The sequence below is a fragment of the Serratia sp. JKS296 genome (assembly GCF_900215445.1).
Taxonomy (GTDB): Bacteria; Pseudomonadota; Gammaproteobacteria; order Enterobacterales; family Enterobacteriaceae; genus Serratia; species Serratia marcescens.
On the sequence record NZ_OCMX01000001.1, the window covers coordinates 3,123,976 to 3,149,631 of the forward strand.

The 25,656-nt window shown below is 58.4% G+C and carries 28 protein-coding genes and 1 tRNA gene; 14 read left to right on the forward strand and 15 right to left on the reverse strand.

The genetic code is table 11. The features are described 5' to 3' along the window. The first annotated feature begins 21 nt into the window (after positions 1–21). Positions 22–576 (forward strand): cytochrome b, encoded by a 555-nt coding sequence (locus tag CRO23_RS14985; protein ID WP_016928207.1) that lies wholly within the window; start codon positions 22–24, stop codon positions 574–576. Positions 577–599: 23 nt separating this feature from the next. Next, on the forward strand, positions 600–1,178 hold the full coding sequence (locus CRO23_RS14990) for a YceI family protein (protein WP_016928208.1): 579 nt from the start codon (positions 600–602) through the stop codon (positions 1,176–1,178). 43 nt (positions 1,179–1,221) lie between these two features. Here CRO23_RS14990 and trhO read toward each other — a convergent pair whose 3' ends face one another. Further along, entirely contained in the window at positions 1,222–2,289 is a 1,068-nt protein-coding gene (gene trhO, locus CRO23_RS14995) for an oxygen-dependent tRNA uridine(34) hydroxylase TrhO (protein WP_016928209.1), read from the reverse strand. 119 nt (positions 2,290–2,408) lie between these two features. Next, the gene (locus tag CRO23_RS15000; protein ID WP_016928210.1) at positions 2,409–2,567 is read right to left on the reverse strand and encodes a hypothetical protein; all 159 of its coding nucleotides are present in this window, start codon (positions 2,565–2,567) and stop codon (positions 2,409–2,411) included. Positions 2,568–2,828: 261 nt separating this feature from the next. Here CRO23_RS15000 and CRO23_RS15005 point away from each other — a divergent pair, with 261 nt between their 5' ends. From CRO23_RS15005 to CRO23_RS15020, 4 genes are all read left to right on the forward strand, one after another. After that, positions 2,829–3,749: a Kdo(2)-lipid IV(A) acyltransferase gene (locus CRO23_RS15005; RefSeq protein ID WP_097102365.1), complete on the forward strand. Its 921-nt coding sequence runs from the start codon at positions 2,829–2,831 to the stop codon at positions 3,747–3,749. Positions 3,750–3,851: 102 nt separating this feature from the next. Continuing rightward, positions 3,852–4,136, forward strand: a complete 285-nt coding sequence (locus CRO23_RS15010) for a YciI family protein (protein ID WP_016928212.1) — start codon at positions 3,852–3,854, stop codon at positions 4,134–4,136. Between the two features lie 201 nt (positions 4,137–4,337). Next, positions 4,338–5,576, forward strand: coding sequence for a multidrug efflux MFS transporter MdtG (gene mdtG, locus CRO23_RS15015; protein ID WP_049300566.1), 1,239 nt, complete (start codon positions 4,338–4,340; stop codon positions 5,574–5,576). Positions 5,577–6,051: 475 nt separating this feature from the next. Next, a complete protein-coding gene (locus tag CRO23_RS15020; RefSeq protein WP_097102367.1) occupies positions 6,052–7,605 on the forward strand; it encodes a peptide MFS transporter in 1,554 nt (517 codons plus the stop codon). 50 nt (positions 7,606–7,655) lie between these two features. On the opposite strand, the gene CRO23_RS15025 is transcribed toward CRO23_RS15020, so the two are convergent. From CRO23_RS15025 to CRO23_RS15040, 4 genes are read right to left on the reverse strand one after another with little or no spacing between them, the layout of a single operon-like run. Then, positions 7,656–8,054, reverse strand: a complete 399-nt coding sequence (locus CRO23_RS15025) for a VOC family protein (protein WP_016928215.1) — start codon at positions 8,052–8,054, stop codon at positions 7,656–7,658. After that, positions 8,045–8,473, reverse strand: coding sequence for a DUF6691 family protein (locus CRO23_RS15030; protein ID WP_079451369.1), 429 nt, complete (start codon positions 8,471–8,473; stop codon positions 8,045–8,047). Before CRO23_RS15030 ends, CRO23_RS15025 begins: the two co-directional genes overlap by 10 nt. A 2-nt stretch (positions 8,474–8,475) precedes the next feature. Continuing rightward, positions 8,476–8,910 carry a YeeE/YedE family protein gene (locus tag CRO23_RS15035; protein ID WP_016928217.1) on the reverse strand — a complete coding sequence of 145 codons (435 nt, stop codon included), beginning with the start codon at positions 8,908–8,910 and terminating at the stop codon, positions 8,476–8,478. Then, a complete protein-coding gene (locus tag CRO23_RS15040) occupies positions 8,900–9,217 on the reverse strand; it encodes an ArsR/SmtB family transcription factor (RefSeq protein ID WP_016928218.1) in 318 nt (105 codons plus the stop codon). Before CRO23_RS15040 ends, CRO23_RS15035 begins: the two co-directional genes overlap by 11 nt. 135 nt (positions 9,218–9,352) lie before the next feature. On the opposite strand from CRO23_RS15040, the gene CRO23_RS15045 reads away from it, so the two are divergent. Further along, positions 9,353–10,153, forward strand: a complete 801-nt coding sequence (locus CRO23_RS15045; protein WP_016928219.1) for an AraC family transcriptional regulator — start codon at positions 9,353–9,355, stop codon at positions 10,151–10,153. Here CRO23_RS15045 and leuA read toward each other — a convergent pair. Beyond that, positions 10,104–11,792 (reverse strand): 2-isopropylmalate synthase, encoded by a 1,689-nt coding sequence (gene leuA / locus CRO23_RS15050; protein WP_033640758.1) that lies wholly within the window; start codon positions 11,790–11,792, stop codon positions 10,104–10,106. The genes CRO23_RS15045 and leuA overlap by 50 nt on opposite strands. A 208-nt stretch (positions 11,793–12,000) precedes the next feature. Here leuA and CRO23_RS15055 point away from each other — a divergent pair, with 208 nt between their 5' ends. After that, entirely contained in the window at positions 12,001–12,378 is a 378-nt protein-coding gene (locus tag CRO23_RS15055) for a MysB family protein (protein ID WP_097102369.1), read from the forward strand. Positions 12,379–12,411: 33 nt separating this feature from the next. Further along, a complete protein-coding gene (locus CRO23_RS15060) occupies positions 12,412–12,957 on the forward strand; it encodes a GNAT family N-acetyltransferase (protein WP_079451372.1) in 546 nt (181 codons plus the stop codon). Positions 12,958–12,963: 6 nt separating this feature from the next. On the opposite strand, the gene CRO23_RS15065 is transcribed toward CRO23_RS15060, so the two are convergent. The 3 genes from CRO23_RS15065 to mdoG form a co-directional block, all read right to left on the reverse strand. Beyond that, the gene (locus CRO23_RS15065) at positions 12,964–13,209 is read right to left on the reverse strand and encodes a YceK/YidQ family lipoprotein (RefSeq protein ID WP_015377417.1); all 246 of its coding nucleotides are present in this window, start codon (positions 13,207–13,209) and stop codon (positions 12,964–12,966) included. A gap of 164 nt (positions 13,210–13,373) precedes the next feature. Continuing rightward, entirely contained in the window at positions 13,374–15,932 is a 2,559-nt protein-coding gene (gene mdoH, locus CRO23_RS15070; protein WP_016928223.1) for a glucans biosynthesis glucosyltransferase MdoH, read from the reverse strand. After that, positions 15,925–17,493, reverse strand: coding sequence for a glucans biosynthesis protein MdoG (mdoG, locus tag CRO23_RS15075; RefSeq protein WP_025302384.1), 1,569 nt, complete (start codon positions 17,491–17,493; stop codon positions 15,925–15,927). The genes mdoH and mdoG overlap by 8 nt, the downstream gene beginning before the upstream one ends. Before the next feature lie 259 nt (positions 17,494–17,752). Between mdoG and mdoC the strand changes: the two genes are divergently transcribed. From mdoC to CRO23_RS25320, 5 genes are all read left to right on the forward strand, one after another. Beyond that, on the forward strand, positions 17,753–18,883 hold the full coding sequence (mdoC, locus tag CRO23_RS15080; RefSeq protein ID WP_079451373.1) for a glucans biosynthesis protein MdoC: 1,131 nt from the start codon (positions 17,753–17,755) through the stop codon (positions 18,881–18,883). A gap of 216 nt (positions 18,884–19,099) precedes the next feature. Further along, positions 19,100–20,116: an acyltransferase family protein gene (locus CRO23_RS15085; RefSeq protein WP_097102371.1), complete on the forward strand. Its 1,017-nt coding sequence runs from the start codon at positions 19,100–19,102 to the stop codon at positions 20,114–20,116. Positions 20,117–20,420: 304 nt separating this feature from the next. Continuing rightward, complete coding sequence (locus CRO23_RS15090) at positions 20,421–20,645, forward strand: hypothetical protein (protein ID WP_016928227.1); 225 nt, start codon at positions 20,421–20,423, stop codon at positions 20,643–20,645. Positions 20,646–20,927: 282 nt separating this feature from the next. Next, on the forward strand, positions 20,928–22,649 hold the full coding sequence (locus tag CRO23_RS15095) for a potassium/proton antiporter (RefSeq protein WP_015377414.1): 1,722 nt from the start codon (positions 20,928–20,930) through the stop codon (positions 22,647–22,649). Between the two features lie 246 nt (positions 22,650–22,895). Further along, the gene (locus CRO23_RS25320) at positions 22,896–23,024 is read left to right on the forward strand and encodes a hypothetical protein (protein WP_016928228.1); all 129 of its coding nucleotides are present in this window, start codon (positions 22,896–22,898) and stop codon (positions 23,022–23,024) included. A gap of 65 nt (positions 23,025–23,089) precedes the next feature. Here the strand turns inward: CRO23_RS25320 and CRO23_RS25325 are convergent, their stop codons facing one another. The 5 genes from CRO23_RS25325 to cho form a co-directional block, all read right to left on the reverse strand. Beyond that, complete coding sequence (locus CRO23_RS25325) at positions 23,090–23,221, reverse strand: hypothetical protein (protein WP_015377413.1); 132 nt, start codon at positions 23,219–23,221, stop codon at positions 23,090–23,092. 69 nt (positions 23,222–23,290) lie between these two features. Further along, entirely contained in the window at positions 23,291–23,794 is a 504-nt protein-coding gene (locus CRO23_RS15100; protein ID WP_016928229.1) for a YlaC family protein, read from the reverse strand. A gap of 123 nt (positions 23,795–23,917) precedes the next feature. Next, positions 23,918–24,217: a sigma-S stabilization anti-adapter protein IraP gene (locus CRO23_RS15105; RefSeq protein ID WP_016928230.1), complete on the reverse strand. Its 300-nt coding sequence runs from the start codon at positions 24,215–24,217 to the stop codon at positions 23,918–23,920. Positions 24,218–24,402: 185 nt separating this feature from the next. Next, positions 24,403–24,499: transfer RNA gene (locus tag CRO23_RS15110), tRNA-OTHER, on the reverse strand. Between the two features lie 112 nt (positions 24,500–24,611). Then, positions 24,612–25,460 carry an excinuclease Cho gene (gene cho, locus CRO23_RS15115; protein WP_079449677.1) on the reverse strand — a complete coding sequence of 283 codons (849 nt, stop codon included), beginning with the start codon at positions 25,458–25,460 and terminating at the stop codon, positions 24,612–24,614. Positions 25,461–25,656: the final 196 nt, after the last annotated feature.

Here is a 25,656-nt window from a genome sequence, read left to right on the forward strand (position 1 = left end):
TCGGTAATCGAAGGAAACAGGATGCTCTGGAAAAATACCGCCGATCGTTTCGGCCATGTGTCAGTGTTGATCCACTGGCTGGTGGCGCTGACGGTGTACGGCATGTTCGCACTTGGCCTGTGGATGGTCACGCTGGGCTATTACGACGTCTGGTACCATCAGGCGCCGGAGATCCACAAAAGCATCGGCACGCTGCTGTTCATCGTGATGGTGATCCGCGTGGTCTGGCGCTTTGTCTCGCCGCCGCCCAAACCTCTGGCCAGCTATGGCCGCCTCACTCGCGTCAGCGCTATTCTCGCGCATCTGGCGCTGTATGCCGTGCTGTTCGGCATTCTGATCAGCGGCTATCTGATCTCCACCGCCGACGGCCAACCGATCAGCGTATTCGGCTGGTTCGACGTGCCCGCCACCGTCACCGGCATGGCGGAACAGGCCGACACCGCCGGCGCCATACACCTTTACCTGGCCTGGGCCGTGGTAGTGCTTTCGGTACTGCACGGGCTGGCCGCGCTTAAACATCACTTTATCGATCGTGATGTCACTTTGAAACGGATGCTGGGTAGCAGCGCCGATTAACCTTTGGATTTATGGAGATTGCTATGTTGAAAAAGACCGTATTGGGCCTGACCGCAGGCGCCCTGCTGCTGAGCGCCGGTTCCGCACTGGCGGCGGACTACAAGATCGACAAACAGGGCCAGCACGCCTTTATCGAGTTCCGCATCCAGCACCTGGGCTACAGCTGGCTGTACGGCAGCTTTAAAGACTTCGACGGCGGCTTCACCTTCGACGAGAAAGATCCGTCCAAGGACAAGGTTAACGTGACCATCAATACCGCCAGCGTCGACACCAACCACGCCGAGCGCGACAAGCACCTGCGCAGCGCCGAGTTCCTCAACGTGGAGAAGAACAAACAGGCCAAGTTTGAATCCACCGAAGTGAAGAAAAGCGGCGACGGTTATGCGGTGGTCGGCAACCTGACGCTGAACGGCGTGACCAAGCCCGTCACGCTGGACGCCAAACTGATTGGCCAGGGCAACGATCCGTGGGGCGGCTACCGCGCCGGCTTTGAAGCCAACGGCAAGATCAAGCTGAAAGATTTCGGCATTACCACCGATCTGGGCCCGGCGTCGCAAGACGTTGAGCTGATCATCTCCGTAGAAGGCGTGCGCGAGAAATAAAAAAAAGCCCGGCTTGGCGGCCGGGCTTCTCATTTCCTCAGGCTCAGCGGGCTGGGCCTTCTTCTTCCGGTGCCGGAATGTGCATCGTGGTCTGCAGCAAGCCTTTCGACTTATTGAAGATCTTGACGCCATTTTCGCGGCCTGCACGGCGCGCGCGCTGCTCTTCGCGCGGCAGCTTCAGCTCTTCGCGGCAAATCTCGCTACAGCATCCTTCAAACTTGGCGGCGCAGCTCGGGCACTGAATGAACAGCAGATGGCAGCCGTCGTTCTTGCAGTTGGTATGGGTATCGCACGGCGCGCCGCACTGGTGGCAGTTGGCGATCACATCGTCAGAGATGCGCTCGCCCATGCGCTCATCGAACACGAAGTTTTTGCCGATAAACTTCAGCGGCAACCCCTGTTCTTTCGCTTTGCGGGTGTACTCGATAATCCCGCCTTCCACGTGGTAGATGTTTTTAAAGCCGTTGTGCAGCATATAGGCGCTGGCTTTTTCACAGCGAATGCCGCCGGTGCAGTACATGACGATATTCTTGTCTTTGCTGTCCTGCAGCATCTCCACCGCCATCGGCAGCTGATCGCGGAAGGTATCCGACGGCACCTCGATGGCATTTTCGAAGTGGCCGACTTCGTACTCATAGTGGTTGCGCATATCGACAAATACCGTATTCGGATCGTCGATCATCTGATTGACGCGCTCGGCCTGCAGATACTCGCCGACGTTGCTCGGATCGAAGCTCTCGTCATCGATGCCGTCGGCCACGATGCGCTCACGCACCTTGAGGCGCAGCACCCAGAAGGATTTGCCGTCGTCTTCCAGCGCGATATTCAGGCGGACCTGATCCAACGCCGGGTGCGAGGCGAACAGCGCGGCTTTGAACGCGTCGAAGTGATGCTGCGGCACGCTGATCTGCGCGTTGATGCCCTCTTTCGCCACGTAGATGCGGCCGAACACCTTCAGTTTTTCGAACTGAATGTACAGGCTGTCGCGAAACGCCTTGGGATCGTCGATGGAGAAGTATTTGTAAAAAGAAACTGTGGTGCGCGGCTCGGTTTCCGCCAGCATGCGCGCCTTCAGTTCCTCATTAGAAATTCGGTTATGTAACACTGGCATGGTGTACTTTCCTGTCTTTCGGGAGGTGACTGATTACCGCGCGCAGCCAGCAGGCCCGCGCGCGGCGCACATCATACCCGAAAAACCGCCGCCGCGCAGCCCTGGCGCAAGCGCCCCGTTCAGCGTCCGCCGCCTTCGGTAAACGCGGAAGCCACCATACCGAGCGCCATCATCACGCCGGCAAGCGCCAATATCGCGTTCATCTGCAAATGTGCGCCGACGCTGCCGACCGCCGCGCCCAACACCAGCAGCCCCGCACTGATCCATGGTGCCAACATATTTACCCTCTGAATAATTACCGACAATAATATCGCCATTATCTTTGGCAGGAAAGATTGTGGAAAAATTCGGCATTCGATGCATATTTAACGCTCAAAAAGGGATTTTAATGCGTTGTGTTTTCCCGGATCGCCAGAAAAATGCCACAATAGTCGCAAACAAACGGCAGAAACGAACCTTGCCGCCGAGTTCACCCGGCTGCCAGACCGTGCGATGACGCTGTCATTACACTTAAACAACCGTATTCAAACAGAGAACCCATGACTCAAGTTCCTACTTTCAATCGCTCCTTATTGCACCCGCGCTACTGGCTGACCTGGGTCGGCATCGGCTTGCTGTATCTGCTGGTGTTGCTGCCTTACCCCGTCATCTACTGGCTCGGCACCTCGATTGGGCGATTTTCCATGCGCTTTCTCAAGCGGCGCGTCGCTATCGCCCAGCGCAACCTCGAGCTCTGTTTTCCCGACATGCCGCAGGCCGAACGCGCTGCGCTGGTGGTAAAGAATTTCGAATCGGTCGGCATGGGGCTGTTTGAAACCGGCATGGCGTGGTTCTGGCCCAACTGGCGCATCGAGCGCTGGTTCAAGGTCAGCGGCCTGGAGCATATCCAAAAAGCGCGCGACAACCAGCAGGGCGTGCTGCTGATTGGCCTGCACTTTTTGACGCTGGAGCTGGGCGCGCGCATCTTCGGCATTCACAACCCGGGCATCGGCGTTTACCGCCCGCACGACAACAAGCTGATGGACTGGCTGCAAACCTGGGGGCGCATGCGTTCCAACAAGTCGATGCTGGATCGCAAGGACGTCAAAGGCATGATCCGCGCCCTGAAACAGGGCGATATCATCTGGTATGCGCCGGATCACGACTACGGCCCGCGCAGCAGCGTTTTCGTGCCGCTGTTCGCAGTGGACAAAGCCGCCACCACCACCGGCAGCTATGTGCTGGTGCGAATGGGTAAACCGGCGATCATTCCGTTCACCCCGCGCCGCCTGCCGGACGGCAAAGGGTATGAACTGATCATGCAGCCAGCGGTGGAAAACTTCCCGCTGGATAATGAACTCGACGCCGCCGCCTTCATGAACAAAGTGGTGGAAAAAGAGATCCTGATGGCGCCGGATCAATACATGTGGCTGCATCGCCGCTTCAAGACCCGCCCGGAAGGCGAGCCTTCGCTTTACTGATAAAACCAACCCGCCGCCGGCGGGTTTTTTATTGCGTGCCTCTTGAGAATCGCCGGCGAGGGTGGGATGGTAATGCCTTTGCCGCCACCCCCTGGAGCCGCTATGTACATTGTCAGCCTGACCTACCATCGCCCGATCGCCGACGTCGACAGCCACCTTGACGGGCACATCGCCTGGCTTAAGAAATATTTTCAGGACGGCACCTTCGTCGCTTCCGGCCGCAAGAATCCCCGCACCGGCGGCGTGATCCTGGCCAAAGGCATTGAGCGTGCGCAACTGGACGCCATCCTGGCCGAAGATCCGTTCAACGCCGTGGCCCACTACGAGGTCACCGACTTTAGCGCCACCACCACCGCTGCCGGTTTCGAGGCGCTGGCCGGCTTATAAAACGCTGTAAATTCCGCGCGCCAAGCGCGGAATAAGGTTTAAACGTCATTTTTAAAACTTTATTTCATTTTTCGCCCAATCTTTGTCCCCTCATTTGCCGTCGCCGCGCTTGCGGCGCATACTTACCAGGCTAACTTTTCACGTTTTGCCCCTTCATCTTTGCCACCGGCAAAACGCGTCACCTTTCGGCAATGGACATTTATGGCTTCGGCAGCAGAACCCGTTAACTGGAAACGCAACCTTTTCGTCGCCTGGCTGGGATGCTTTCTCACCGGCGCCGCCTTCAGCCTGGTGATGCCGTTTCTGCCGCTGTACGTAGAGACGCTGGGCGTAACCGGCCATCAGGCGCTCAACATGTGGTCCGGTCTGCTGTTCAGCATCACCTTCCTGTTTTCCGCTATCGCCGCGCCGTTCTGGGGCGCCCTGGCCGACCGACGCGGCCGCAAACTGATGTTGCTGCGTTCGGCGCTCGGTATGGCGATCGTCATGGCGCTGATGGGCATGGCGCAAACGGTCTGGCAGTTTCTCGCGCTGCGTGCGGTGCTGGGGCTGCTCGGCGGGTTCATTCCCAACGCCAACGCGCTGATCGCCACCCAGGTGCCGCGCAACCGCAGCGGCTGGGCGCTCGGCACCCTGTCTACCGGCGGCGTCGGAGGCGCGCTGGTCGGCCCGCTGATCGGGGGGCTGCTGGCCGATTTATACGGCCTGCGCCCGGTGTTTTATATCACCGCCGCGGTGCTGTTCGTCTGCTTCGTGCTGACGTTGCTGTATGTCAAAGAACAATTCACCCCGGTGCAAAAGCGCGACATGTTGCATGCAAAACAGGTGTTCGCTTCGCTGAAAAACCCGAAGCTGGTGCTCAGCCTGTTCGTCACCACCATGATCATCCAAATCGCCACCGGCTCGATCGCGCCGATCCTGACGCTGTATGTGCGCGATCTGGCCGGCGCCACCCACAATCTGGCGTTTATCAGCGGGCTGATTGCCTCGGTGCCCGGCGTCGCGGCGTTGATGAGCGCCCCGCGGCTGGGCAAGCTGGGCGATCGCATCGGCCCGGAACGCATACTGGTATTCATGCTGATCGTCTCGGTGCTATTGCTGATCCCGATGGCGTTCGTGCAAACGCCGTGGCAGCTCGGGGTGCTGCGTTTTCTGCTGGGGGCGGCCGACGGCGCGTTGCTGCCGGCGGTACAGACGTTGTTAATTTATAACTGCACCAATCAGGTGGCCGGCCGTATTTTCAGCTATAACCAGTCTTTCCGCGACGTCGGCAACGTCAGCGGTCCGCTGCTCGGCGCCGCAGTCTCCGCCGGTTACGGTTTTCGCGCGGTCTTCGCCGTCACCGCTTTAGTGGTGCTGTTCAACGCCGGTTATTCCTGGTGGTGTCTGCGGCGGCGGCCGGGCTATTTGCGGGAAGACACGCTGCAGGAAGAACAATAGCTGCATTTATCGCCAGCTTCCTCCGTTGGCCGGTTCAACGGCGCATTTCCCCCACTTTTAATAATGCCTCCTTCGGGCCGGCGAATTTTCGTCCCACCCAGAACTTTCTTATCTCAACATTTTGTTTATCAACAAAAAAATAACTTTCAGCACATAAAACCCGCTGTCAATCATATTCCTGTCATAACCAACAGAAAAACCAGAAAAGGAGATGCTTGTCGACTTTTCATCTAAAAAATGGGATACAGGTACTAGACAAAACCAACGACCAGTTATCAAATGGTTAAATAATATCACGCCAGATGTGAAACATCGGCCAAGTGAAGAAAAGGTCAGCACGCTTTCCACGGTTTATCAGCGTTGCAGCCGCGGTGTTTGTCGGGTAATCCGCATTGGGCGGATCGCCTTCATTAAATACACATACATACCACAGTACGGGCTGCAGCCTTGCAGCGCCTTTTATTGGGAAATCGTTATGCAATCCTCTGTCAATAAGTCAGAAAGCCGGACCTTCTTCGGCCATCCCTATCCGCTGGGTTCTCTGTTCTTCACCGAAATGTGGGAGCGTTTCTCGTTCTACGGCATCCGTCCGCTGCTGATCCTGTTTATGGCCGCCACCGTGTACGATGGCGGTCTGGGTCTCGCGCGCGAGAACGCGTCGGCGATCGTCGGCATCTTCGCCGGCAGCATGTACCTGGCGGCACTGCCGGGCGGCTGGCTGGCGGACAACTGGCTCGGCCAACGCAAGGCCGTCTGGTACGGTTCGATCCTGATCGCGCTCGGCCACCTGTCGATCGCCCTGTCCGCGGTGATGGGCACCAATCTGTTCTTCATCGGCCTGATGTTCATCGTGCTCGGTTCCGGCCTGTTCAAAACCTGTATCTCGGTGATGGTCGGTACGCTGTACAAAAAAGGCGATGCGCGTCGTGACGGCGGTTTCTCGCTGTTCTACATGGGCATCAACATCGGCTCGTTCATTGCCCCGCTGATCTCCGGCTGGTTGATCAAGTCACACGGCTGGCACTGGGGCTTCGGCATCGGCGGTATCGGGATGCTGGTGGCGCTGGTGATCTTCCGGGTATTCGCCGTACCGGCGATGAAACGTTATGACCACGAAGTGGGCCTGGACTCCACCTGGAACAGCCCGGTCGCGAAGAAAGAAGGCGTCGGCGTCTGGTTGCTGGCGCTGGCGGCCATCCTGGTGGCGGTCATCGTGCTGATCGCTCAGGGCACCATCGTCATCAATCCGGTCGAGGTGGCCAGCGTGCTGGTATACGTCATCGCCGCGTCGGTCACCCTGTACTTCATCTATCTGTTCGCCTTTGCCGGCCTGAGCCGCAAAGAGCGTGCGCGCCTGCTGGTGTGCTTCATCCTGCTGATCTCCGCTGCGTTCTTCTGGTCGGCGTTTGAACAGAAACCGACCTCGTTCAACCTGTTCGCCAACGATTACACCAATCGCATGATCGGCGACTTCGAGATCCCGGCGGTATGGTTCCAGTCGATCAACGCCCTGTTCATCATCCTGCTGGCGCCAGTGTTCAGCTGGGCCTGGCCTGCACTGGCACGCAATAACGTGCGTCCGAGCAGCATCACCAAGTTCGTGATCGGCATCCTGTGCGCCGCCGGCGGTTTCGGCCTGATGATGCTGGCCGCGCAGAATGTGCTGAGCAACGGCGGCGCCGGCGTATCGCCGATGTGGCTGGTGGGCAGTATCCTGATGCTGACGCTGGGTGAGCTGTGCCTGAGCCCGATCGGGCTGGCCACCATGACGCTGCTGGCGCCGGAGAGAATGCGCGGGCAAATGATGGGGCTGTGGTTCTGCGCCAGCGCGTTGGGCAACCTGGCGGCCGGTCTGATCGGCGGCCACGTCAAGGCCGACCAACTGGATATGCTGCCGAATCTGTTCGCTCGCTGTTCAGTCGCGTTGCTGATCTGCGCCGCCGTGCTTATCGTGCTGATCGTGCCGATTCGCCGCATGCTGGAAAATACCCAGTCCAAGAGCGCGCAAAAACCGGCGACCAACGTCTGACGGATAACCCGTTTTTCTCTCGCAAACCGGCGCTCGATGCGCCGGTTTTTTTATGCTTGCCAGGCCTGATGTTGCAAGACCACCCGGTAGCCGTCAGGATCTTCAAAGGTTTGCCCCGCGCGATCCCAATAGGGATTATAGGCGGCGACCGCCAAGAACCCCGCCGCCCGCATCCGCTCACACGCGGCCCGCCATTCGTTCTCATCCGGCAGATAAAATACCAGCAGATGATCCTGCGTCGGCGCCTGCCCGACCCGCACCCCGCGGTGCTGCGTGAACTCCAGATGGTAGGCATGCTGCGGATGCCCAATCATCATGCCATCGAACCCCTGATGATCGACAAACTCGCCCAGTTTTTCGAAACCCAGCCCGCGGCAATACAACGCGGCAATTTCCTGCAACCGATCGGTGGGGCGCCCGATGCGCAACACCGCTTTGGCTATCGACATGTACGCCTCCGCCTCATGATAATGTCATACAGCGCCATGCCCGCCAGCATCGCCAGCAGGAACGGCCATACCCGGCCTATCGCCACCCCGGCCAACACCCAGGCCGGGCCGGGGCAAATGCCTGCGATACCCCAGCCGATGCCGAACAGCGCGCTGCCGGCCAGCAAACGGCGATCCACACGCCCGGCGGCCGGGATCTGCAGCGGCTCGCCCAACAGGCTCCGCTCGCGTCGCCGCGCCCACAGGAAGGCCGGCGCCGCCACCGCGATCGCCCCTGCCATCACCAACGCCAGCGAGGGATCCCACATGCCGGTAACGTCGAGAAACGCCAACACCTTGGCCGGATTGGCCATGCCGGCGATAATTAACCCCAGACCGAAAATCACGCCGCTCAGCAGCGCCAACAGCGTTTTAAGCATTTTCAACCTCCCAACGTGTGGCGCATCAGCCACACGGTCATAAAGCCCAGCAGCATAAACACCGCCGTGGCGGCCAGTGAACGCGGCGCCAACCGCGCGACGCCGCACACGCCGTGCCCGCTGGTGCAACCGCTGCCCAATCGAGTGCCCAAGCCCACCAACAGCCCTGCGGCCGCCAGCCAGCCGTTGCCAACCGAGATCTCACCGGGCGGCAACGCCGCAGCGGCAGCATACAGCCAGGGAGAGAGCAGCAACCCGCCAATAAATGCGGCGCGCCAGCCCCCCTCCCGGCCGCCCACGTTCAATAAACCGCCGGTAATGCCGCTGATACCGGCGATCCGGCCATTGAACAGCAGCAGCAGCGCTACCGCGCCGCCGATAATGGCCCCGCCCGCCAACGCGGAATACGGCGTGAAGTGCTGCCAGTCAATGGTCATCGCGGTTCTCCGGCTGTGGGCAATACAGTTGATACAGGGTCGTGAGCAGCGCCAGCGCTTTGGCATCGGCCACCGCATAGTAAATCTGCTTGCCGGCTCGCCGGGTGGAGACCAACCCCTCCTCGCGCAGCACGCCAAGCTGTTGGGACAGCGTCGGCTGGCGGATATCCAGCGCCTGCGCCAGCTCGCTCACCGCCATCTCGCCCTGACTGAGCCTGCACAGTAACAGCAGCCGATCTTCGTTGCCCAAGGTACGCAGCATCGCACCGGCCTGCGCCGCCGCCTTGCGCATCGCATCAATATCCATTGCCCCTCCATCAGTTTATAAAATTATATAATATAATTTTATAAACCATTTTGCCGTGCCGCGCCACAGACTGGTGTGAAACAACGCCGCATGGCATGCTGTCTTCCCCCTTTTGCCGCGCGGAGCCTGCTTACGATGCTGTTGTTTCACGACGTTCTGCCGCCCGATCGGCCTGTACGGCCATTAGCCAGAGATTATCGCCACGGCGACAGCGAGCCGGACCACTACCATAACTGCGCGCAGCTGATTCACAGCCTGAGCGGCGTGGTGCAGGTCACGACCCGGCTCGGCAGTTGGGTGGTGCCGCCCGGCCGCGGCGTCTGGGTGCCGGCGAAAGTGGTGCACAGCCTGCGTATCACCGGCCAGGTGGCCGCCAGGACGTTGTTCGTCGATCCGTTGGCGCGCGCCGATCTGCCGGCCCAATGCCAGGTAGTGCAGGTTTCCCCGCTGCTGCGCGAGTTGATTATCTGTGCGATGGAAATTGCGCCCGGCTATCCAAGCGGCGGGCGCGATGAGCGCGTGATGGAACTGATTCTGGATGAGTTGCGAATGCTGCCGATTCTGCCGCTGCACCTGCCGGAACCTCGCGAAGCCTCGCTGCTCGCCCTGTGCCGCCATATCCAGGCCACGCTGGCGCAACCCTGGACGCTGGAACAGGCTGCCGCTCATCTCAGCGTCAGCGGACGCACTCTGTCGCGGCGCTTCCAGCGAGAAACCGGGCTGCATTTTAGCGATTGGGTGCGACGCGCCCGTTTGCTGGCGGCATTAAACGCGCTGGCGACCGGCCGCTCGGTGTTGGAAGTGGCGCTGGATCTCGGCTATGACAGCCCCAGCGCGTTCAGCGCCATGTTCCGCCGGCTGCTGGGAGTAGCGCCCAGCGACTATTTCAGCCGGACTGCGCCGACGTTGGCGCCAGATAGCGCCCGGCGACGTTGAACAGCGCCTGCAGCGAGGCGCTGGCGGAGTCGGCGTCGATGCCAACGCCGTAAGTCGCCTCACCTTGCGGCAGCGTACAGCGAATATAGGCCACCGCTCGGCTATCGCTCTGATGTCCCAACGTATGCTCGTGATAATCCTCGATCGCCAGCGACAAGCCGAAGCGCTGACGCAGCGCATCCACCGCGCTGGAAAGCAGACCGTTGCCGGCCCCCTGCAGGCGCAGTGGCTCTCCCTCGCAGGCAACTCGCGCGTTGAAGCTGTAGGCCTCTACCCCATGGCTTTCCGTTTGGTAGCTTAACAGCTGCAAACGCGGCTGCTCCACCAGCCCGTAAGTATCGCGGAATAAACGCCACAGCTGCGCGCCGCTCATTTCTTTGCCGCTGCCGTCGGTCGCGCGCTGCACCACTTGGCTGAAATCAATCTGCAAACCGCGCGGCAACGCCAACCCATGATTCTGTTCCAACAACCAGGCGGCGCCGCTTTTGCCGGACTGGCTGTTGACCCGGATCACCGCTTCATAGCTGCAACCGACATCGGCGGGATCGAGCGGCAGGTATGGCACCTGCCAGCGGCCATCTTGCCGCTGCCGTTGCGCGGCGAAACCTTTCTTGATCGCATCCTGATGCGAACCGGAAAAGGCGGTAAACACCAACTCGCCGGCATAAGGATGGCGAGGATGCACCGGCAGCTGATTGCACTGCTCCACCACCTCCACCACCTGCTTCAGGCGGCTGAAGTCCAGACCCGGCGCCACGCCCTGGGTATAGAGATTCAACGCCAGCGTGACCAGATCGACGTTGCCGGTGCGCTCTCCGTTGCCGAACAGGCAACCTTCGACCCGATCGGCGCCGGCCAGCAAGGCCAGCTCCGCACAGGCCACGCCGGTGCCGCGATCGTTATGCGGATGCACGCTGATCGCCACATCGGCGCGACGGCTGAAGTGCCGGCAAAACCATTCGATCTGATCGGCATACACGTTGGGCGTGCTCACTTCCACCGTCGCCGGCAGGTTGATGATCATCGGCCGCTGCGGCCCCGGCTGCCAAACCTCCGCCACCGCTTCGCAGATCTCCAGCGCGAACTCTAACTCAGTAAAACAGAAGGTTTCCGGCGAATACTCAAAGCACCAGGCGGTATCGGGCTGCGCCTCGCACTGCCGGCGGATGCGCCGCGCGCCGTTCACCGCCAGCGCCACGGTGGCGGCCTTATCCTGGCGGAACACGATATCGCGAAACATCGGCGCCGTGGCGTTATACAGATGCACGATAGCCCGCGGCGCCCCCTGCAGCGCCTCGAAGGTGCGATCGATCAGATCGTCGCGCGACTGCGTCAGCACCTGGATCGTGACGTCGTCCGGGATCAGCCGCTCGTCGATCAGCGCGCGTACAAAGTCGAAATCCGTTTGCGACGCCGAAGGGAAAGCCACCTCGATCTCCTTGAAACCGCACTGCAACAACAATTGATAGAATTCGCGCTTGCGCGCGTTATCCATCGGCTCCGCCAGCGCCTGGTTGCCGTCGCGCAGATCGCTGGAGCACCAGCGCGGCGCCTGCCTCAGCGTACGCGCAGGCCATTGGCGGTCCGGCAACGCCACCGGCGGGAACGGTCGGTATTTGCTTGAAGGGTCGATTAACATGGGCTTCTCCTGACGCCAGAGTGAACGATGCGTCATTATTTCCCGCCATCGCCTCCTCTTCTCCCGCTTTGCGGACAACCATCGTCGCAAAGCGGACAACAAAAAAATTTGCATCCTGCGCCAGTGAGACAACAATTAGTTTTGACGTTTCCCCCACCGCACCGGCAGTGCGCCGGACGCTTTACTCTCATTGTCAACGGAGGCGAACATGAGCCTGTATGCAACCCTGGAAGAAGCCATCGAGGCCGCACGCGAAGAGTTTATCGACACCGCCGAAGGCGGCAGCGATGACGAGCCGCCGGTGCCCCAGCAGTTCAATCTGCAAAAGTACGTGATGCAGGATGGGGACACGATGTGGCAGGCGGAGTTCTTCGAAGAAGAAGGAGAGGCGGTGGAATGCCTGACGCTGCGCAGCGGTGCGGCGGCGCAGGCGATCTTCGACGGTGACTACGACGAGGTGGAAATTACCGCCGAGTGGATAGATGAAAACACCCTGTACGAATGGGAAGAAGGCGACTTTCAGCTCGAACCGCCGCTGGATACCGAAGAAGGCCAGGCCGCAGCCGATGAGTGGGATGAACGTTAACCCGCGCCGCGCTTTCATCGCCAAGGAGGCCGCATGATTATTCGCCGGGCCCGCCCTACCGACTACCCCGCCATTTTGCAGCTACAGGGGGAAAACGTGCCGGAAGCGCTCGACGAGAGCCAAAAACGGCAGGGATTTATCGTATCGCGCATGAATGAGGCGCAGCTGGCGACGATCAACCGCGGCATCGGCATATGGGTGGCCGAACAGGAGAACCAACTGGCGGGGTTTGTTTGCCTGATGCCCGCCGACGCGCAACCGCGGCCGCCGGTGGTGGATGCGATGCTGGCGACGCTCGCCACGCAGTCCTTCGCCGGACGGCCGCTGAGTGAGCAGCGGGTGTTTCTCTACGGCCCCGTTTGCCTCGCCGCCGCCTGGCGCGGCAAAGGCGTGCTGAAGCGCCTCTACGCCGCGGTCAAAGCGCACACCCGCGATGATTACGACGTGGGCGCGTTGTTTATCGACGACGACAATCCGCATTCGTTGGCCGCTCACGTGCAAGGGCTGGGGATGACGGCGCTGGCGCCTTTCCATTGCGGGCAGAAAGGCTATCAACTGGTGGTGTTCGCCACCCGCTGAACGAAATTACTCGTAGGGGCCATGCTGCGCATCAAACGGCAGCATAAAGGTGTCCACCACCATCGACAGCGGCACGTCTATCACCGTGACATAGCGCCAGGGCGTATCGCGCAGATCCCACTGCACGCCGGGATAATACTGGTGACCATGCCCGGCGCCGGGCACGGTGCGGCTGATAATGCTGCCGCAGCCGGTGAGTGCCATCACACCGGCCGCCACGCAGGCCAGCCGAAGGTAGGAAGAGAGCTTCACGACATTGACTCTGAGCAAGGGGTTGTTTCGCGAGTGAACAACGCATCGGCCGCAGTCTATCACAGTTCCCGTTCTCCACCGGCGTCGGCGCACGTAAGCAAAAGGTAAAAAAAAACGGGGAATGCGCCATGCGCATTCCCCGTCTGAGCGTTGCCGTTAAGCGATTAACGCCGGCCCGTAGGGTGCGCCAGCGGGTTGTGCGGCAACTGCTGATAGTGCTCACGCCAGGCGGCGCCTTCCGGCAACAGCCAGACGCGCTGATGCAAACGAGCCAGCGTGACCGGATCGCTCAGCAGCTCCAGACGTTTGCCCTTCACCAGCTTCTCAGGTCCCAACTGCAGCGCTTCGTTCACCCGCTCCTCACGGTTGCGATCGAGCGTCGCGCGCAGATGGTGACGCGCCGTCGCCAACGCCGTCGCCAGCGCGTTGAAGGATGGGTTGACCACCGCATGCATAAAGCCGTTGGTCAGCGCGCGGTTACGGTTGAGATGCAGATATTCTTCCGTCGCCAACAGCTCACGCGGCGGATTGTACTCTTCCGGGATCAGGAACAGCTTGGCGCGTTTGCTTTTCATGCCCAGCGTTGCGCGGCTCGACAGCACCGACACGAACGGCGACAGGATCAACGAAAACACGATCGGCGCCAACCACCACAGGAAGCGCAGATCCAGCCACGCCATGCCGCCGGCCCACACCAGGCCCAGCAACATCTGCGAGCCATGGCGGCGGAACGCTTCCCCCCACGGCGTATCGTCATCGTCACGCTGCGGCGAATTCCACACCACTTCCCAACCGAGGAAGGCGCTCACCACGAATACGGTATGGAACAGCATGCGCACCGGCGCCAGCAGCACCGAGAACAGCATTTCCATCAGCATCGAAATGAACAGACGGAACGCCCCGCCGTACTCTTTCGCGCCCTTGGCCCAGATCAGCACAATACTGAGCAACTTCGGCAGGAACAGCAGCACCAGCGTGGTGGAGAACAGCGCTATCGCCAGCTCGGGCCGCCACTGCGGCCAGACCGGGAACAGCTGCCGTGGCTGCAGGAAGTATTGCGGCTCCATCAGCGTATGCACCACCTGCAATGCGGTGGAGAGCGCCAGGAACATAAACCACAGTGGCGCCGACAGGTAGGACATGACACCGGTCAGGAACACCGCGCGGTGCACCGGGTGCATGCCTTTCACCAGGAACAGGCGGAAGTTCATCAGGTTGCCGTGACACCAGCGACGGTCGCGCTTCAGCTCGTCCAGCAGGTTTGGCGGCAGCTCTTCATAACTGCCCGGCAGATCGTAAGCGATCCACACGCCCCAGCCGGCGCGGCGCATCAGCGCCGCTTCAACGAAGTCGTGCGACAGGATAGACCCGGCGAAAGAGCCCTCGCCCGGCAGCGGCGCCAGCGCACAGTGCTCGATAAACGGCTTCACGCGGATGATAGCGTTGTGCCCCCAGTAGTGCGACTCGCCCAGCTGCCAGAAATGCAGGCCGGCGGTGAACAACGGCCCGTAAACGCGGGTGGCGAACTGCTGCACGCGCGCATACAGGGTATCCATACCGGACGCCTTCGGCGCCGACTGGATGATGCCGGCGTTCGGGTTGGCTTCCATCAGACGCACCAGCCCGGTGAGGCATTCGCCGCTCATCACGCTGTCGGCATCCAGGATCACCATGTAGCTGTACTCACCGCCCCAGCGACGGCAGAAGTCGTCGATGTTGCCGCTCTTGCGTTTTACGCGGCGACGGCGGCGGCGATAGAAAATGCGGCCGTGGCCATCGACATCGCGGCACAGCTCCATCCACGCCTTTTGCTCGGCCACGCAGATGTCCGGATCGTAGCTGTCGCTCAGCACGTAGATATCGAAGTGTTCCAACTGACCGGTCGCGGCGACGGACTCATAGGTCGCACGCAGGCCGGCGAACACGCGTTCGACGTCTTCGTTGCAGATCGGCATGATCAGCGCAGTGCGGTGCGCCGGGTTGATCGGCTCATCGCCCTTGATGGTGGAGGAAATGCTGTATTTGTCCTTGCCGATCAGCAGCTGCAGGAAGCCCATCAGCGCGGTCCAAAAACCGGCCGAGACCCAGCAGAACAGCACGGCGAACAGGATCAGAATGCCGGTTTGCAGCACATACGGCAGCAGCTGCAGCACCGACTGCATCAGATCCTGATCCAGCATGGCGATAGGATCGATCAGCGCCCAGCCCTGATAAGGCAAGATGGTTTTCATATACCAGGTAGCGATGCCGGTTTGCACCAGCATCAGCACCAGCAGCACATAGCGGCGCATGGAGCCGACGGTACGCCAGCGGTTTTCAGCCTCGGCCTCCTCTTTGGTGGCGTGCCGATTGTGCGGCGAACGCCCCAGCAGAGAATCCCAGAAGCGCGCCACCGGGTTGGTGCGCCAGGCTTCCGGGAACATGGTGGTCCGTTTGATCGGCGGCGTCGCCTTCAGAATGGCGCGCCCTTCGGCGTCGGTGTCGAAGTCGTCATCGCTGACCGCATCCGGCCAGGCGTTTTCGATACGCGGTTTGACCGAGGCCAGCGCCACGTCATCCGCCGACAGGCTATTGACGTTGGCGTCAGCGGCGCCCATCTGCCGATGGAGCGCCTCCAGTGCCTGAGCGTCATCCGCCGTTTGAGGGTTGAGCGCCTCCGACCGCTCGGCGGTCAGAGGCAGCGCCGCAAGATAATCCTGGGCGGGTTGAGTAGGCTTATTCATTGGCAGGTAGCTGATAGCTCCAGGTTTCCGACAGAGTCTTATCGCCATTGACCAGTGCCGCACGCATTTCTACCGGCTTCTTGTCGTCTTTCACTTTCAGACGCACCGTCAGGCGCCAGCCTTTGGTCACTGGGTTATAGCGGACGTTGTTTTCTACCATCTCACCGTTGTCGCCGATGCTGATCTGAGAGGCGACCGGAGTATTGGCATCCAGCCCTTTCAGCACCGGGCCAACGAAGTCGACCAGGAAGGCCACGCTGCCGTCTGGCTCGCGAATCAGGTTGGACTGCTTCACGTCGCCGGTCGAGCGCATGGTACGAGCCACATAGGCGATATCTTGCGAATGCAGTTTGTCTTCATCGCGGGTGAAGTTCAAACGGTAGCTCAGCGTCAGCGGCTTTTTGGCCTCCGGCAAGGTATCCGGCGTCCAGAACGCGACGATGTTGTCGTTGGTTTCATCCGCCGTCGGGATCTCCACCAGCTCGACCTTGCCTTTGCCCCAGTCGCCCTTCGGTTCGATCCAGGCGCTCGGACGCAGATCGTAACGATCGTCCAGATCTTCATATTCTTTGAAGTTGCGACCGCGCTGCAGCAGACCGAAGCCTTTCGGATTCTCGACGGTATAGGTGCTGACGGACAGGTGTTTAGGATTGTTCAGCGGACGCCAGATCCACTCGCCGTTGCCGGCATGGATAGACAGACCGTTGGAATCGTGCAACGCCGGGCGGTAGTTCAGCGTCGGCGACGGCTGGTTCGGCCCGAACAGGTACATGCTGGTCAACGGCGCCAAGCCCAGTTTGCCCACCTTGTCGCGCAGGAACACTTTGGACTCGACGTCCACGGTGGTGTCGCGGCCCGGGATCACCGTAAAACGGTAAGCGCCGGTGGCGCGCGGGGAATCCAGCAGCGCATAGATCACCAGGTGCTTGTCGCCCTGCTTCGGACGCTCAACCCAGAATTCGCGGAAACGCGGGAACTCTTCGCCGGACGGCAAAGCGGTATCGATAGCCAGGCCGCGAGCGGAAAGCCCGTAAACCTGCCCTTTACCCACCACGCGGAAATAGCTCGCGCCCAGCAGGCTCATGATCTCATCGTTTTTGTCGGCGCTGTTGATCGGGTAGAGCACCTTGAAGCCGGCAAAACCGAGATTTTTCACCGATTCAGGGTCGTGTTTAACCGAACCGAAGTTGAAGTAATCCGGGCTGTACTTGATCTGTTTTACGCTGGTGGAGGTGACTTCGTTGATTTTCACCGGCGTGTCGAAGTACATCCCCTGATGATAAAACTCAAGCTTGAAAGGGGTTTTCAGCTTGCTCCAATAGGCTTTATCGTGATTGAACTGAATCTGCTGATAGTCTGCGAACTTCATCTCGCGGAACTGAGAAGGAAGGTTGCTCTTCGGGGCTTCGAAACCTTTCGCCGCCAGATCCTGCGCCTGCTTGGCGACATCATCAATAGAAAAGGCCCAAGCCGGCGAACTGAACAGCGTGAACAATACGGTCGCACCTAACCAACGAACGCTCGCGGCGCGTGGTTGTCCGGATAATATATTAACTAGCACATCCCCCCCTATTCGTGTGCTCAAATCATTTAAATCCATATTAATGGATTACTCAGCTTTCCGACAACATGATAAATGGATGGTTCATGTTTACGGCTCATTGTTTAAGCAGCTGATGGAACACCAGCGTAGCAAGCCGCGCAACAAGACGCTATGGAAAAATGCGGGGGGCTATAGTAGGGTTCCGGATAACAATTTAACGTTTGACGACTTATTAAGCGTGTTAATGAACTCTCGATTAAATCACCAGCGGTAATCTATGACTAAAGGCAGCAAACAGCGCGAGTTTTTCCTCGACTCCATCAGAGCCTATTTGATGTTGCTCGGCATTCCGTTTCACCTCTCCCTGATTTATTCCAGCCACGCCTGGGCGGTGAACAGCGCGTCGCCCTCCTTCTCGCTCACGGTGCTGAACGACTTTATCCACGCCTTCCGCATGCAGGTGTTCTTCGTGATATCCGGCTACTTCTCCTACATGCTTTACGAGCGCTACGAGCGCCACCAGTGGCTGAAGGTCAGGCTGGAGCGGGTGGCGATCCCGCTGTTGAGCTCCATCCCGCTGATCACGGTGCCGCAGTTTTTCATGCTGAAATATTTCACCGATAAATTAAACGGCTGGGATGAATTTTCTCTCTATCAGAAAATAAATGTAACAGTTTGGGAATTGGTTTCTCATCTGTGGTTCTTATTGACGCTGTCATTGTTAACCTGCGCCTGTTTTTATCTGTTCCGTAAAATCAAGAGTCAACCCCGTGAACATATTCCAACGATAATAAACAGAATGCGCGGATTAGGAAACATCTCACTGTATTTCTTTATTTATGCGGTATGCTATTCGGCCGCGCACCGTATTATTTTAATTTTCGCCCCGCAGCTATTATCCAACGGCCTGTTCAATTTCGTGGTGATGGAGACGATGTTCTACCTGCCGTTCTTCCTCCTCGGCGCCTATGCGTTTAAGTACGTGTGGCTTAAGGAGATTTTTCTGCGCCGCTCGCCGCTGGCGCTGCTCGGTTCGCTGCTGCTGTTTATCGCATATATGCTGAACCAAAAGATGTTGGCGCACAGCAGCTATATGTTCGAGCTGGAAGTGGTGATCAAAACCCTAATGGGGATCCTGATGACCAACGTAGTGTTCTCTTTCGGGCATAACCTGCTGAATTATCACTCGCCGCGCATCACCTATCTGGTCAACGCCTCGCTGTTTATATATCTGGTGCACCATCCGTTGACCCTGATATATGGCGCTTTCGTGACGCCGTATATCGGCAACAACCTGTTGGGATTCTTGCTGGGCCTGCTGTTTGTGTTCTCTCTGGCCTTCGCGCTATATGAACTGCACAAGCGCATTCCGGTGCTGCGCTTCCTGTTCTCCGGCAAGCCGCAATAGGCTTCCCACCCCATTTCTGGGTGATGATTTATCATCCAGAAATTAACCTCACCAATGATAAAGCGCCTCACTACCTCGGCGCAGCGATAGCTGCCCTGAGCATTTTCCTAATATTAATCCTAATCCCCGGGATACATTGCAAAACGGCAACTGCCTGTTACGCTCATTATTCATACTTATAAATCAGTTGCGTTACTTTCTGGGCTAGGTACACATATGAGAGAAGCATGGGTCGATTATGCCAAGGGAATCGGCATCATTCTCGTGGTTTTTGGCCACGTCAATCGGGGTCTATACAGCGCGGGCATTCAGCTTTCCGGTTCATCCTATCTACTGACAGACAGCATCCTCTACAGTTTTCATATGCCACTGTTTTTCTTCCTTTCCGGCCTGTTTTTTACGCAGTCCTTGGATAAAAAGGGAAAAACACGCTTTGTGATCAGCAAGATAGACACCATCGTTTATCCCTATGTCATCTGGTCGCTGCTGCAAGGCATGGTGGAAGTGCTGTTGTCGCGCTATACCAATAACCCTGCCAGCCTGGGCGATATCCTGTCGCTGTTTACGCATCCGCGCGCGCAGTTTTGGTTCCTGTATGCCTTGTTCATGGTCTTTATTTTGGCCACCTTGCTGTATAGAAAAGAAACATACCGCTATCTCCTGCCGGTATTGATCGTTATCAGCGCGGGGCTGTATGTCTATCAAGACAGCCTCACCAAAGCCTTCCATTTTGATTACATTACCCGATTCTTGATCTTCTTCCTGCTGGGCGTTTTTGCCATTCGCTACGCTTCGCTCATCGCCCATCTGGGTTTCGGTTCGCTGCTGGCCTCCCTGATCGCGTTTATCGCGTTGCAGTGGGGATTCCACGGCTATTCAGGCTTGCTGTATACCGATACCGGAAGTTTCTCCCTATTACTGGCGATTGAAGCCATCTTCTTGATCGTCAACCTGTCGGTTCTGTTGGCCAAAACAAATCTTTCCTGGCTGCGCCGACTCGGCGAATTGAGCATGGTCATCTATTTGATGCATATCCTCGCGGCCAGCGGCTTACGCATCGTACTGACCAAGTTTATGCATATCAGCCATTGGCCAACACAAGCGATCGCCGGCACGCTGTTCGGGCTAATCGCCCCTGTTGTCGCCTATGCGCTGATACAACGTCTGCATCTTACTTTTCTGTTGGAGCGTCCTCGTTTCAATAGCCGTCTGCGAAAAGAAAAAATCTCCTGAAGGCGGTTCAACCGCCTTCACGTTTTCTCCCCGTCGCTATACTTGATGGCGCAACCTATCGGTTGCGTCATCTCTCTCTTGCCATGCAGAGCACACATTGCTCAGCCTGGCGTCGCCCGTTAGGGCAAAGTGATACGGCTGCATAGATAACCTAGCCGTTATAACTGCAATGCATAAGTAGAAATCCGGATCCCTGCCTTACGGTAGTGATTGGGCTCAACACCCCCGAAGGGCTGCGCGATCGTTTAATTTATTCGATGGCGTTAGCTGCATCTCCCTTCCGTCACGACAGAGAGGATTTTGAATGACCGATAAGACCCCCCCGGCTCAAGAAGCCATAGCGGAAAACGCCACCCTGCTGAAGATCCTCGGCAGGTTGCTGTCCGCGCTGGACGCTTCGATCAGCGGCAAAGAACGCAGCGTTTTGGTCGCTGAGCTTTCCAACTTCAATCTCGACGGTATTTCTGAGGCGGAAAGCAAGCTGGCCACCGAACTGATCAAACGGGCGCTGGAATCGCTCGATCATTAATCCTACCGCGCCTGCAAACCATTAAGCCTGCCTGCGCGGGCTTAATGGTTTTTCCTCCGCCGAATGGGACATTATTGTCGAAACAGAAACACAGCAGCCTGATAATGTTAGATAAAAGGCAGAATTTCCCCTCTTCTCCTCACTTTCGTAGTTCAAACGTGCCAACAGGCAATAATTGATCGGTTGTTTTCACAATCAGCCTTGGCGTTTTACCCACTAAACACGTTATCATCGGCACACGCGCAGTGCCCCCCCTATTCCCAGCCTCAGGAGAGCAATATTTTGGATGCCAGCACCATTAACAGTTTGTTCGTCATCGGTGCCGTGCTGGTGGGGGCAAGCATTCTGCTCAGCTCATTTTCTTCCCGGCTCGGCATTCCGATCCTGGTGATCTTCCTGGCGATCGGCATGCTGGCCGGCGTCGATGGCCCCGGCGGCATCGTCTTCAGCAATTACCCGGTCGCTTATCTGGTCAGCAACCTCGCGTTGGCAGTGATCCTGCTCGACGGCGGCATGCGTACCCGGGTCAGCTCTTTCCGCGTCGCCCTGTGGCCGGCACTCTCTCTCGCCACCGTCGGTGTAGTGATCACCGCCGGTCTGACCGGCATGGCCGCCGCCTGGCTGTTCAATCTCGATCTGCTGCAGGGGCTGCTGATCGGCGCCATCATCGGTTCCACCGACGCCGCCGCGGTCTTCTCCCTTTTGGGGGGCAAAGGTTTGAACGAACGCGTCAGCGCCACGCTGGAGATCGAATCCGGCAGCAACGATCCGATGGCGGTGTTTCTCACCATCACGCTGATTGCGATGATCGCCGCCGGGGAAACCGCACTGAGCTGGACCTTCCCGCTGCATCTGATGCAGCAGTTCGGCATGGGCATCGTCTTCGGTCTGGGCGGCGGCTGGCTGCTACTGACGCTGATCAACCACATCAAACTGGCGGACGGCCTCTATCCGCTGCTGGCGGTAAGCGGCGGTATTCTTATTTTCGCACTGACCACCGCGCTGGACGGCAGCGGCATTCTGGCGGTGTATTTGTGCGGCCTGCTGCTGGGCAACCGGCCGATCCGCAACCGTCACGGCATCGTACAAACCTTCGATGGCCTGGCCTGGCTCAGCCAGATCGGCATGTTCCTGGTGCTCGGGCTGCTGCTCAACCCGCACGAGCTGCTGCCGATCGCCATCCCTGCTCTGCTGCTGTCGCTGTGGATGATCCTGTTCGCCCGCCCGCTGTCGGTGTTTATCGGCCTGCTGCCGTTCCGCAGCTTTACCCTGCGCGAGCGCGGCTTTATTTCCTGGGTCGGCCTGCGCGGCGCGGTGCCGGTGATTCTGGCGGTGTTCCCGATGATGGCCGGGCTGCCCAACGCCCAGCTGTTCTTCAACGTGGCGTTCTTCGTGGTGCTGGTCTCCCTGCTGCTACAGGGCACCACACTGTCGTTCGCCGCTAAAAAAGCCAAGGTGATCGTGCCGCCGGCGCTGACGCCGATCTCCCGCGTTGGGCTGGATGTACACCCGGAAAACCAGTGGGAACAGTTCGTGTATCAGCTTTCGGCGGAAAACTGGTGCGTCGGCGCGGCGCTGCGTGAGCTGAAAATGCCGCCCAATACCCGCATCGCCGCCCTGTTCCGCGGCAAAGAGCTGCTGCATCCTAGCGGCAGTACCCGGCTGCGGGAGAACGATATTCTGTGCGTCATCGGCCATGAGCACGATCTGCCGATCCTCGGCAAGCTGTTCAGCCAGGCGCCGGCCGTGACGCTCGACGAACGCTTCTTCGGCGACTTTATCCTGCAATCCGACGCCCGTTTAAGCGACATCTCGCAGGTTTATGGCCTCAATCTGCAAGACGACGTCGACGAGCAGCAGACGCTGGGGCAGTTCGTCATTCAGCTGATCGGCGGTGAACCGGTGATCGGCGACCAGGTGGAATGGGACGGCCTGACCTGGACCATAGCCGAAATGGACGGCAATCAAGTCAGTAAGATAGGCGTCCGAATCGTAACCGACTGACGCTACCGCGGGCGGCGTTACCCGATGAGGGAACTTCTGGCCTTAAGAACGTTCTTAATCACTATCATGATGCATGAAATAGAGCGTCGCTGAATGATATCCCTTTGATATAAAAACTAACAGCGGCGTCCACAGGGATTAAGGATGTGAACGGCAAGACTCGATTTCTTTCGGTGATGATGCTCATGGCGCTGGGCGTAGCGGCAGCCGATCTCAGCATCGCCGGTTTGGTCCATAGACTTTTAATTGGATAATTTCAACGTGACGCAGCAGGAACAAGAAAAAGACATTCTGGGGAAAATACTGGTGACGGTGTCCGCGCTTTGCCTGATTCTGGTGGCGGCGTTCCTGATCTGGGGATTCGTGCTGGATTGATAATACCCAGCGACGCTCAGACATAAAAAAAACCGCCGCGGCGGTTTTTTTTATGGGGCAGGCGATCAGATCTTGCAACCTTCGCAGTCCGCTTCGTCTTCGAGGAACTCGGGGACCTCTTTTACCTTCTGCGCCGCTTTTTCTTCGGCTTTCGCCAGTTCGGCATCGATATCAAAATCGAAAATATCATCACTCATCGCTTGGTCCTCATTCTGCTTCGCGTTCAAACGCTGAGTATAATCGACAAGCCGCCGGCCGGAAACCTTTCAGTTTGCCGCCGCCAACTGAGGTGTCTCATCTTGCGGCTTTTTTCCGTAGGCCATGTCGTACACGTCGTAGAAGTCGATTTCGCCTTTGTTGCCGATGATCACGCGCATCTTCTGTTTCAGCGCGGCACCGATAGATGGCTCATCCAGCAGCTGCTGCACCGCATAAGGCGACAGCGCGCGGGTGAAGTACCACTCGCCGTTGTAGCAAACTCGCAGATCCAGCACCCCGATGTCCTCGAAGCGGTACACCGGCCGGATCTCGATCAGTAGCATGGCGAACATGAACAGCACGAAAGCGGTGAAGCCCAGGAAGGCATATATCCCCATGTACGGCACCTGATACATCACGGCGATCACCGCGAAATAACCGGCGAACATGGCAAGGCACAGATAGCGGTGAGTGCGGGCGAATTCGCTGTTGAAGCGCGGCTTGCCGTCCCGCCCTTCACGCCGATTGATCTGTTCAATCTCTTTAACCAAGATGCTTTTAATCGCGTCCATCGTTACAACCTTATGCTGGAAACAGCATTGCCATCAAATCTCACCGCTAAAAGTAACACAAGTACAGTTTCGCCGGGTAGATCAGTTAGCCAACTTAATGGCGGCAACTGTTATAGTTCGGCTTCAGCGCGGCTGGGCGGCCTTGCCCTGTGCAAACATGAACATACGCTGGGCCACATCGTCGGCCTGTTTGATCTTCTGCTTTTGCGGTTCGTTGCTGCGTTGAATGGCGCGGGCGTAAGCGATTTCATGAGCCTGATCGATCATCGCGATGATCCGGTCACGTTCGGTCTTCTCCATATTGCCCAACATGGTGGTGATAATCGCCTGATAAGCGTTGGACGCGGCGCTCAGCGCTTTCTCTCTCGCCTCGAGGGCGGCGACGCGTTGCAAGAGTTCCTGCAGTTGCTCGGAGTGAGACATATCGACCTCCTGTTGCCGGGCAGCAAGCCTGCCTGATTACAGTTTAGCAAAGGATCGAAAGAGAAAGAGGAAGGAAAGCCAGCGGTTACGGTAAAGCACACCCGAAAATCCCAACGAGGAGCCGATAGTGCAAATCAACCCGGGTGCGCTTTACGATAAGCGCGGTGAGATGAAGGAAAGAAAGCTGGCGCGCTATGCAGGACTCGAACCCGCGTCTATCAATTTTCAAGCCAAAACAAGCCATTATAAAACCAATCACTCTGCCAACTGAGTTAATAGCGCATTCCTTCGCTTCGGGGCGCCATTATCCATAACAACATTATGGACTCAAGCTTTTTTAGCATAATGCCCTGACTTTACGGATAAGTCTTAGGTTATCGATAGCGTTATGGCATTACGGCAGCTCAATAATCCGATAATCGCCGGCCATGAGTGGCTTGCACAAAATCTTGTAGCCATCGCTATCAAAATGGCTGGCCGCACTCTGGAGCCGCTGCGCCTGCGCCAGGCTGTTGACCGACCCCAGATAAAACCAATTGTGAATCACATGGTACTGACGCAGCGTCTCGCCCTGTTCTTCCAACGCCACTCGCCCGGCGAACGGCCAACAGGCGATGCTCAGCTGTTCAAGCGCCGCGCCGAGCCGCAGCGCATGCTCCTGCGCCGACTCCACGCCACAGCAGGCGCCCGCGCACTTGCGCAGGCTGTAGCGGAAACAGGCTCGCCCCGCCGGCAGCTTGTCGATCCCCAGCTTGCCGTAACATAAACGATGCTCGTCGGCGATGGCGCGCAGCTTTTCCAGCGCGGCGTGGCGATTGGCGAACAGCCCGTAGAGATGGGGCGTAACGGCGAAATCGATCTCTTTGGCGTGAGCAATCGTCACCGTGTCGGCCTGCACGCGCAGCGCGCACAGCTGCTTCGAGCGCCGCAGGCGCTTGTTGAACAGCGGCTGTTGTTGTTTGATCAATTGCGCCTCCAGCAGCAGTGCCCCCAACTCGCCGGCGGTCTCGATAAAGCTGATGCGTCGGGTTTGCCGCAGCATTTTAGCCTCGTCCTGCGCGCGGAAATGCGCCATCACCCGGCTGCGTATATTGACGCTTTTACCGATGTAAAGCGGCAGGCTCTCGCTTTGACCGTGAAACATATACACACCCGGCCCTTTGGGCAACGGCGCCAGGCAGGCGCGCAGGTGCTCCGGGTATTGATAAATGTCGAGTTCCGGCTCGAGGCGGTTTGGCATCATGGCGGCGGTGTTGTCCTGCTGATGAATGAATACTGGTTTTTTAGCCAGTATAACGCGCCCTGCAGCCGGTTGCACACCCGAAAGATAATAACTCGCCGTGATCTTTAGCGGGAAAGCCTTTACCATCCCCTTTCCAGCGGGAAAGCGCCTCACGTTTAGCGCCAGTTCAAGCTGGCGCTGCCATGATGGCAGACTG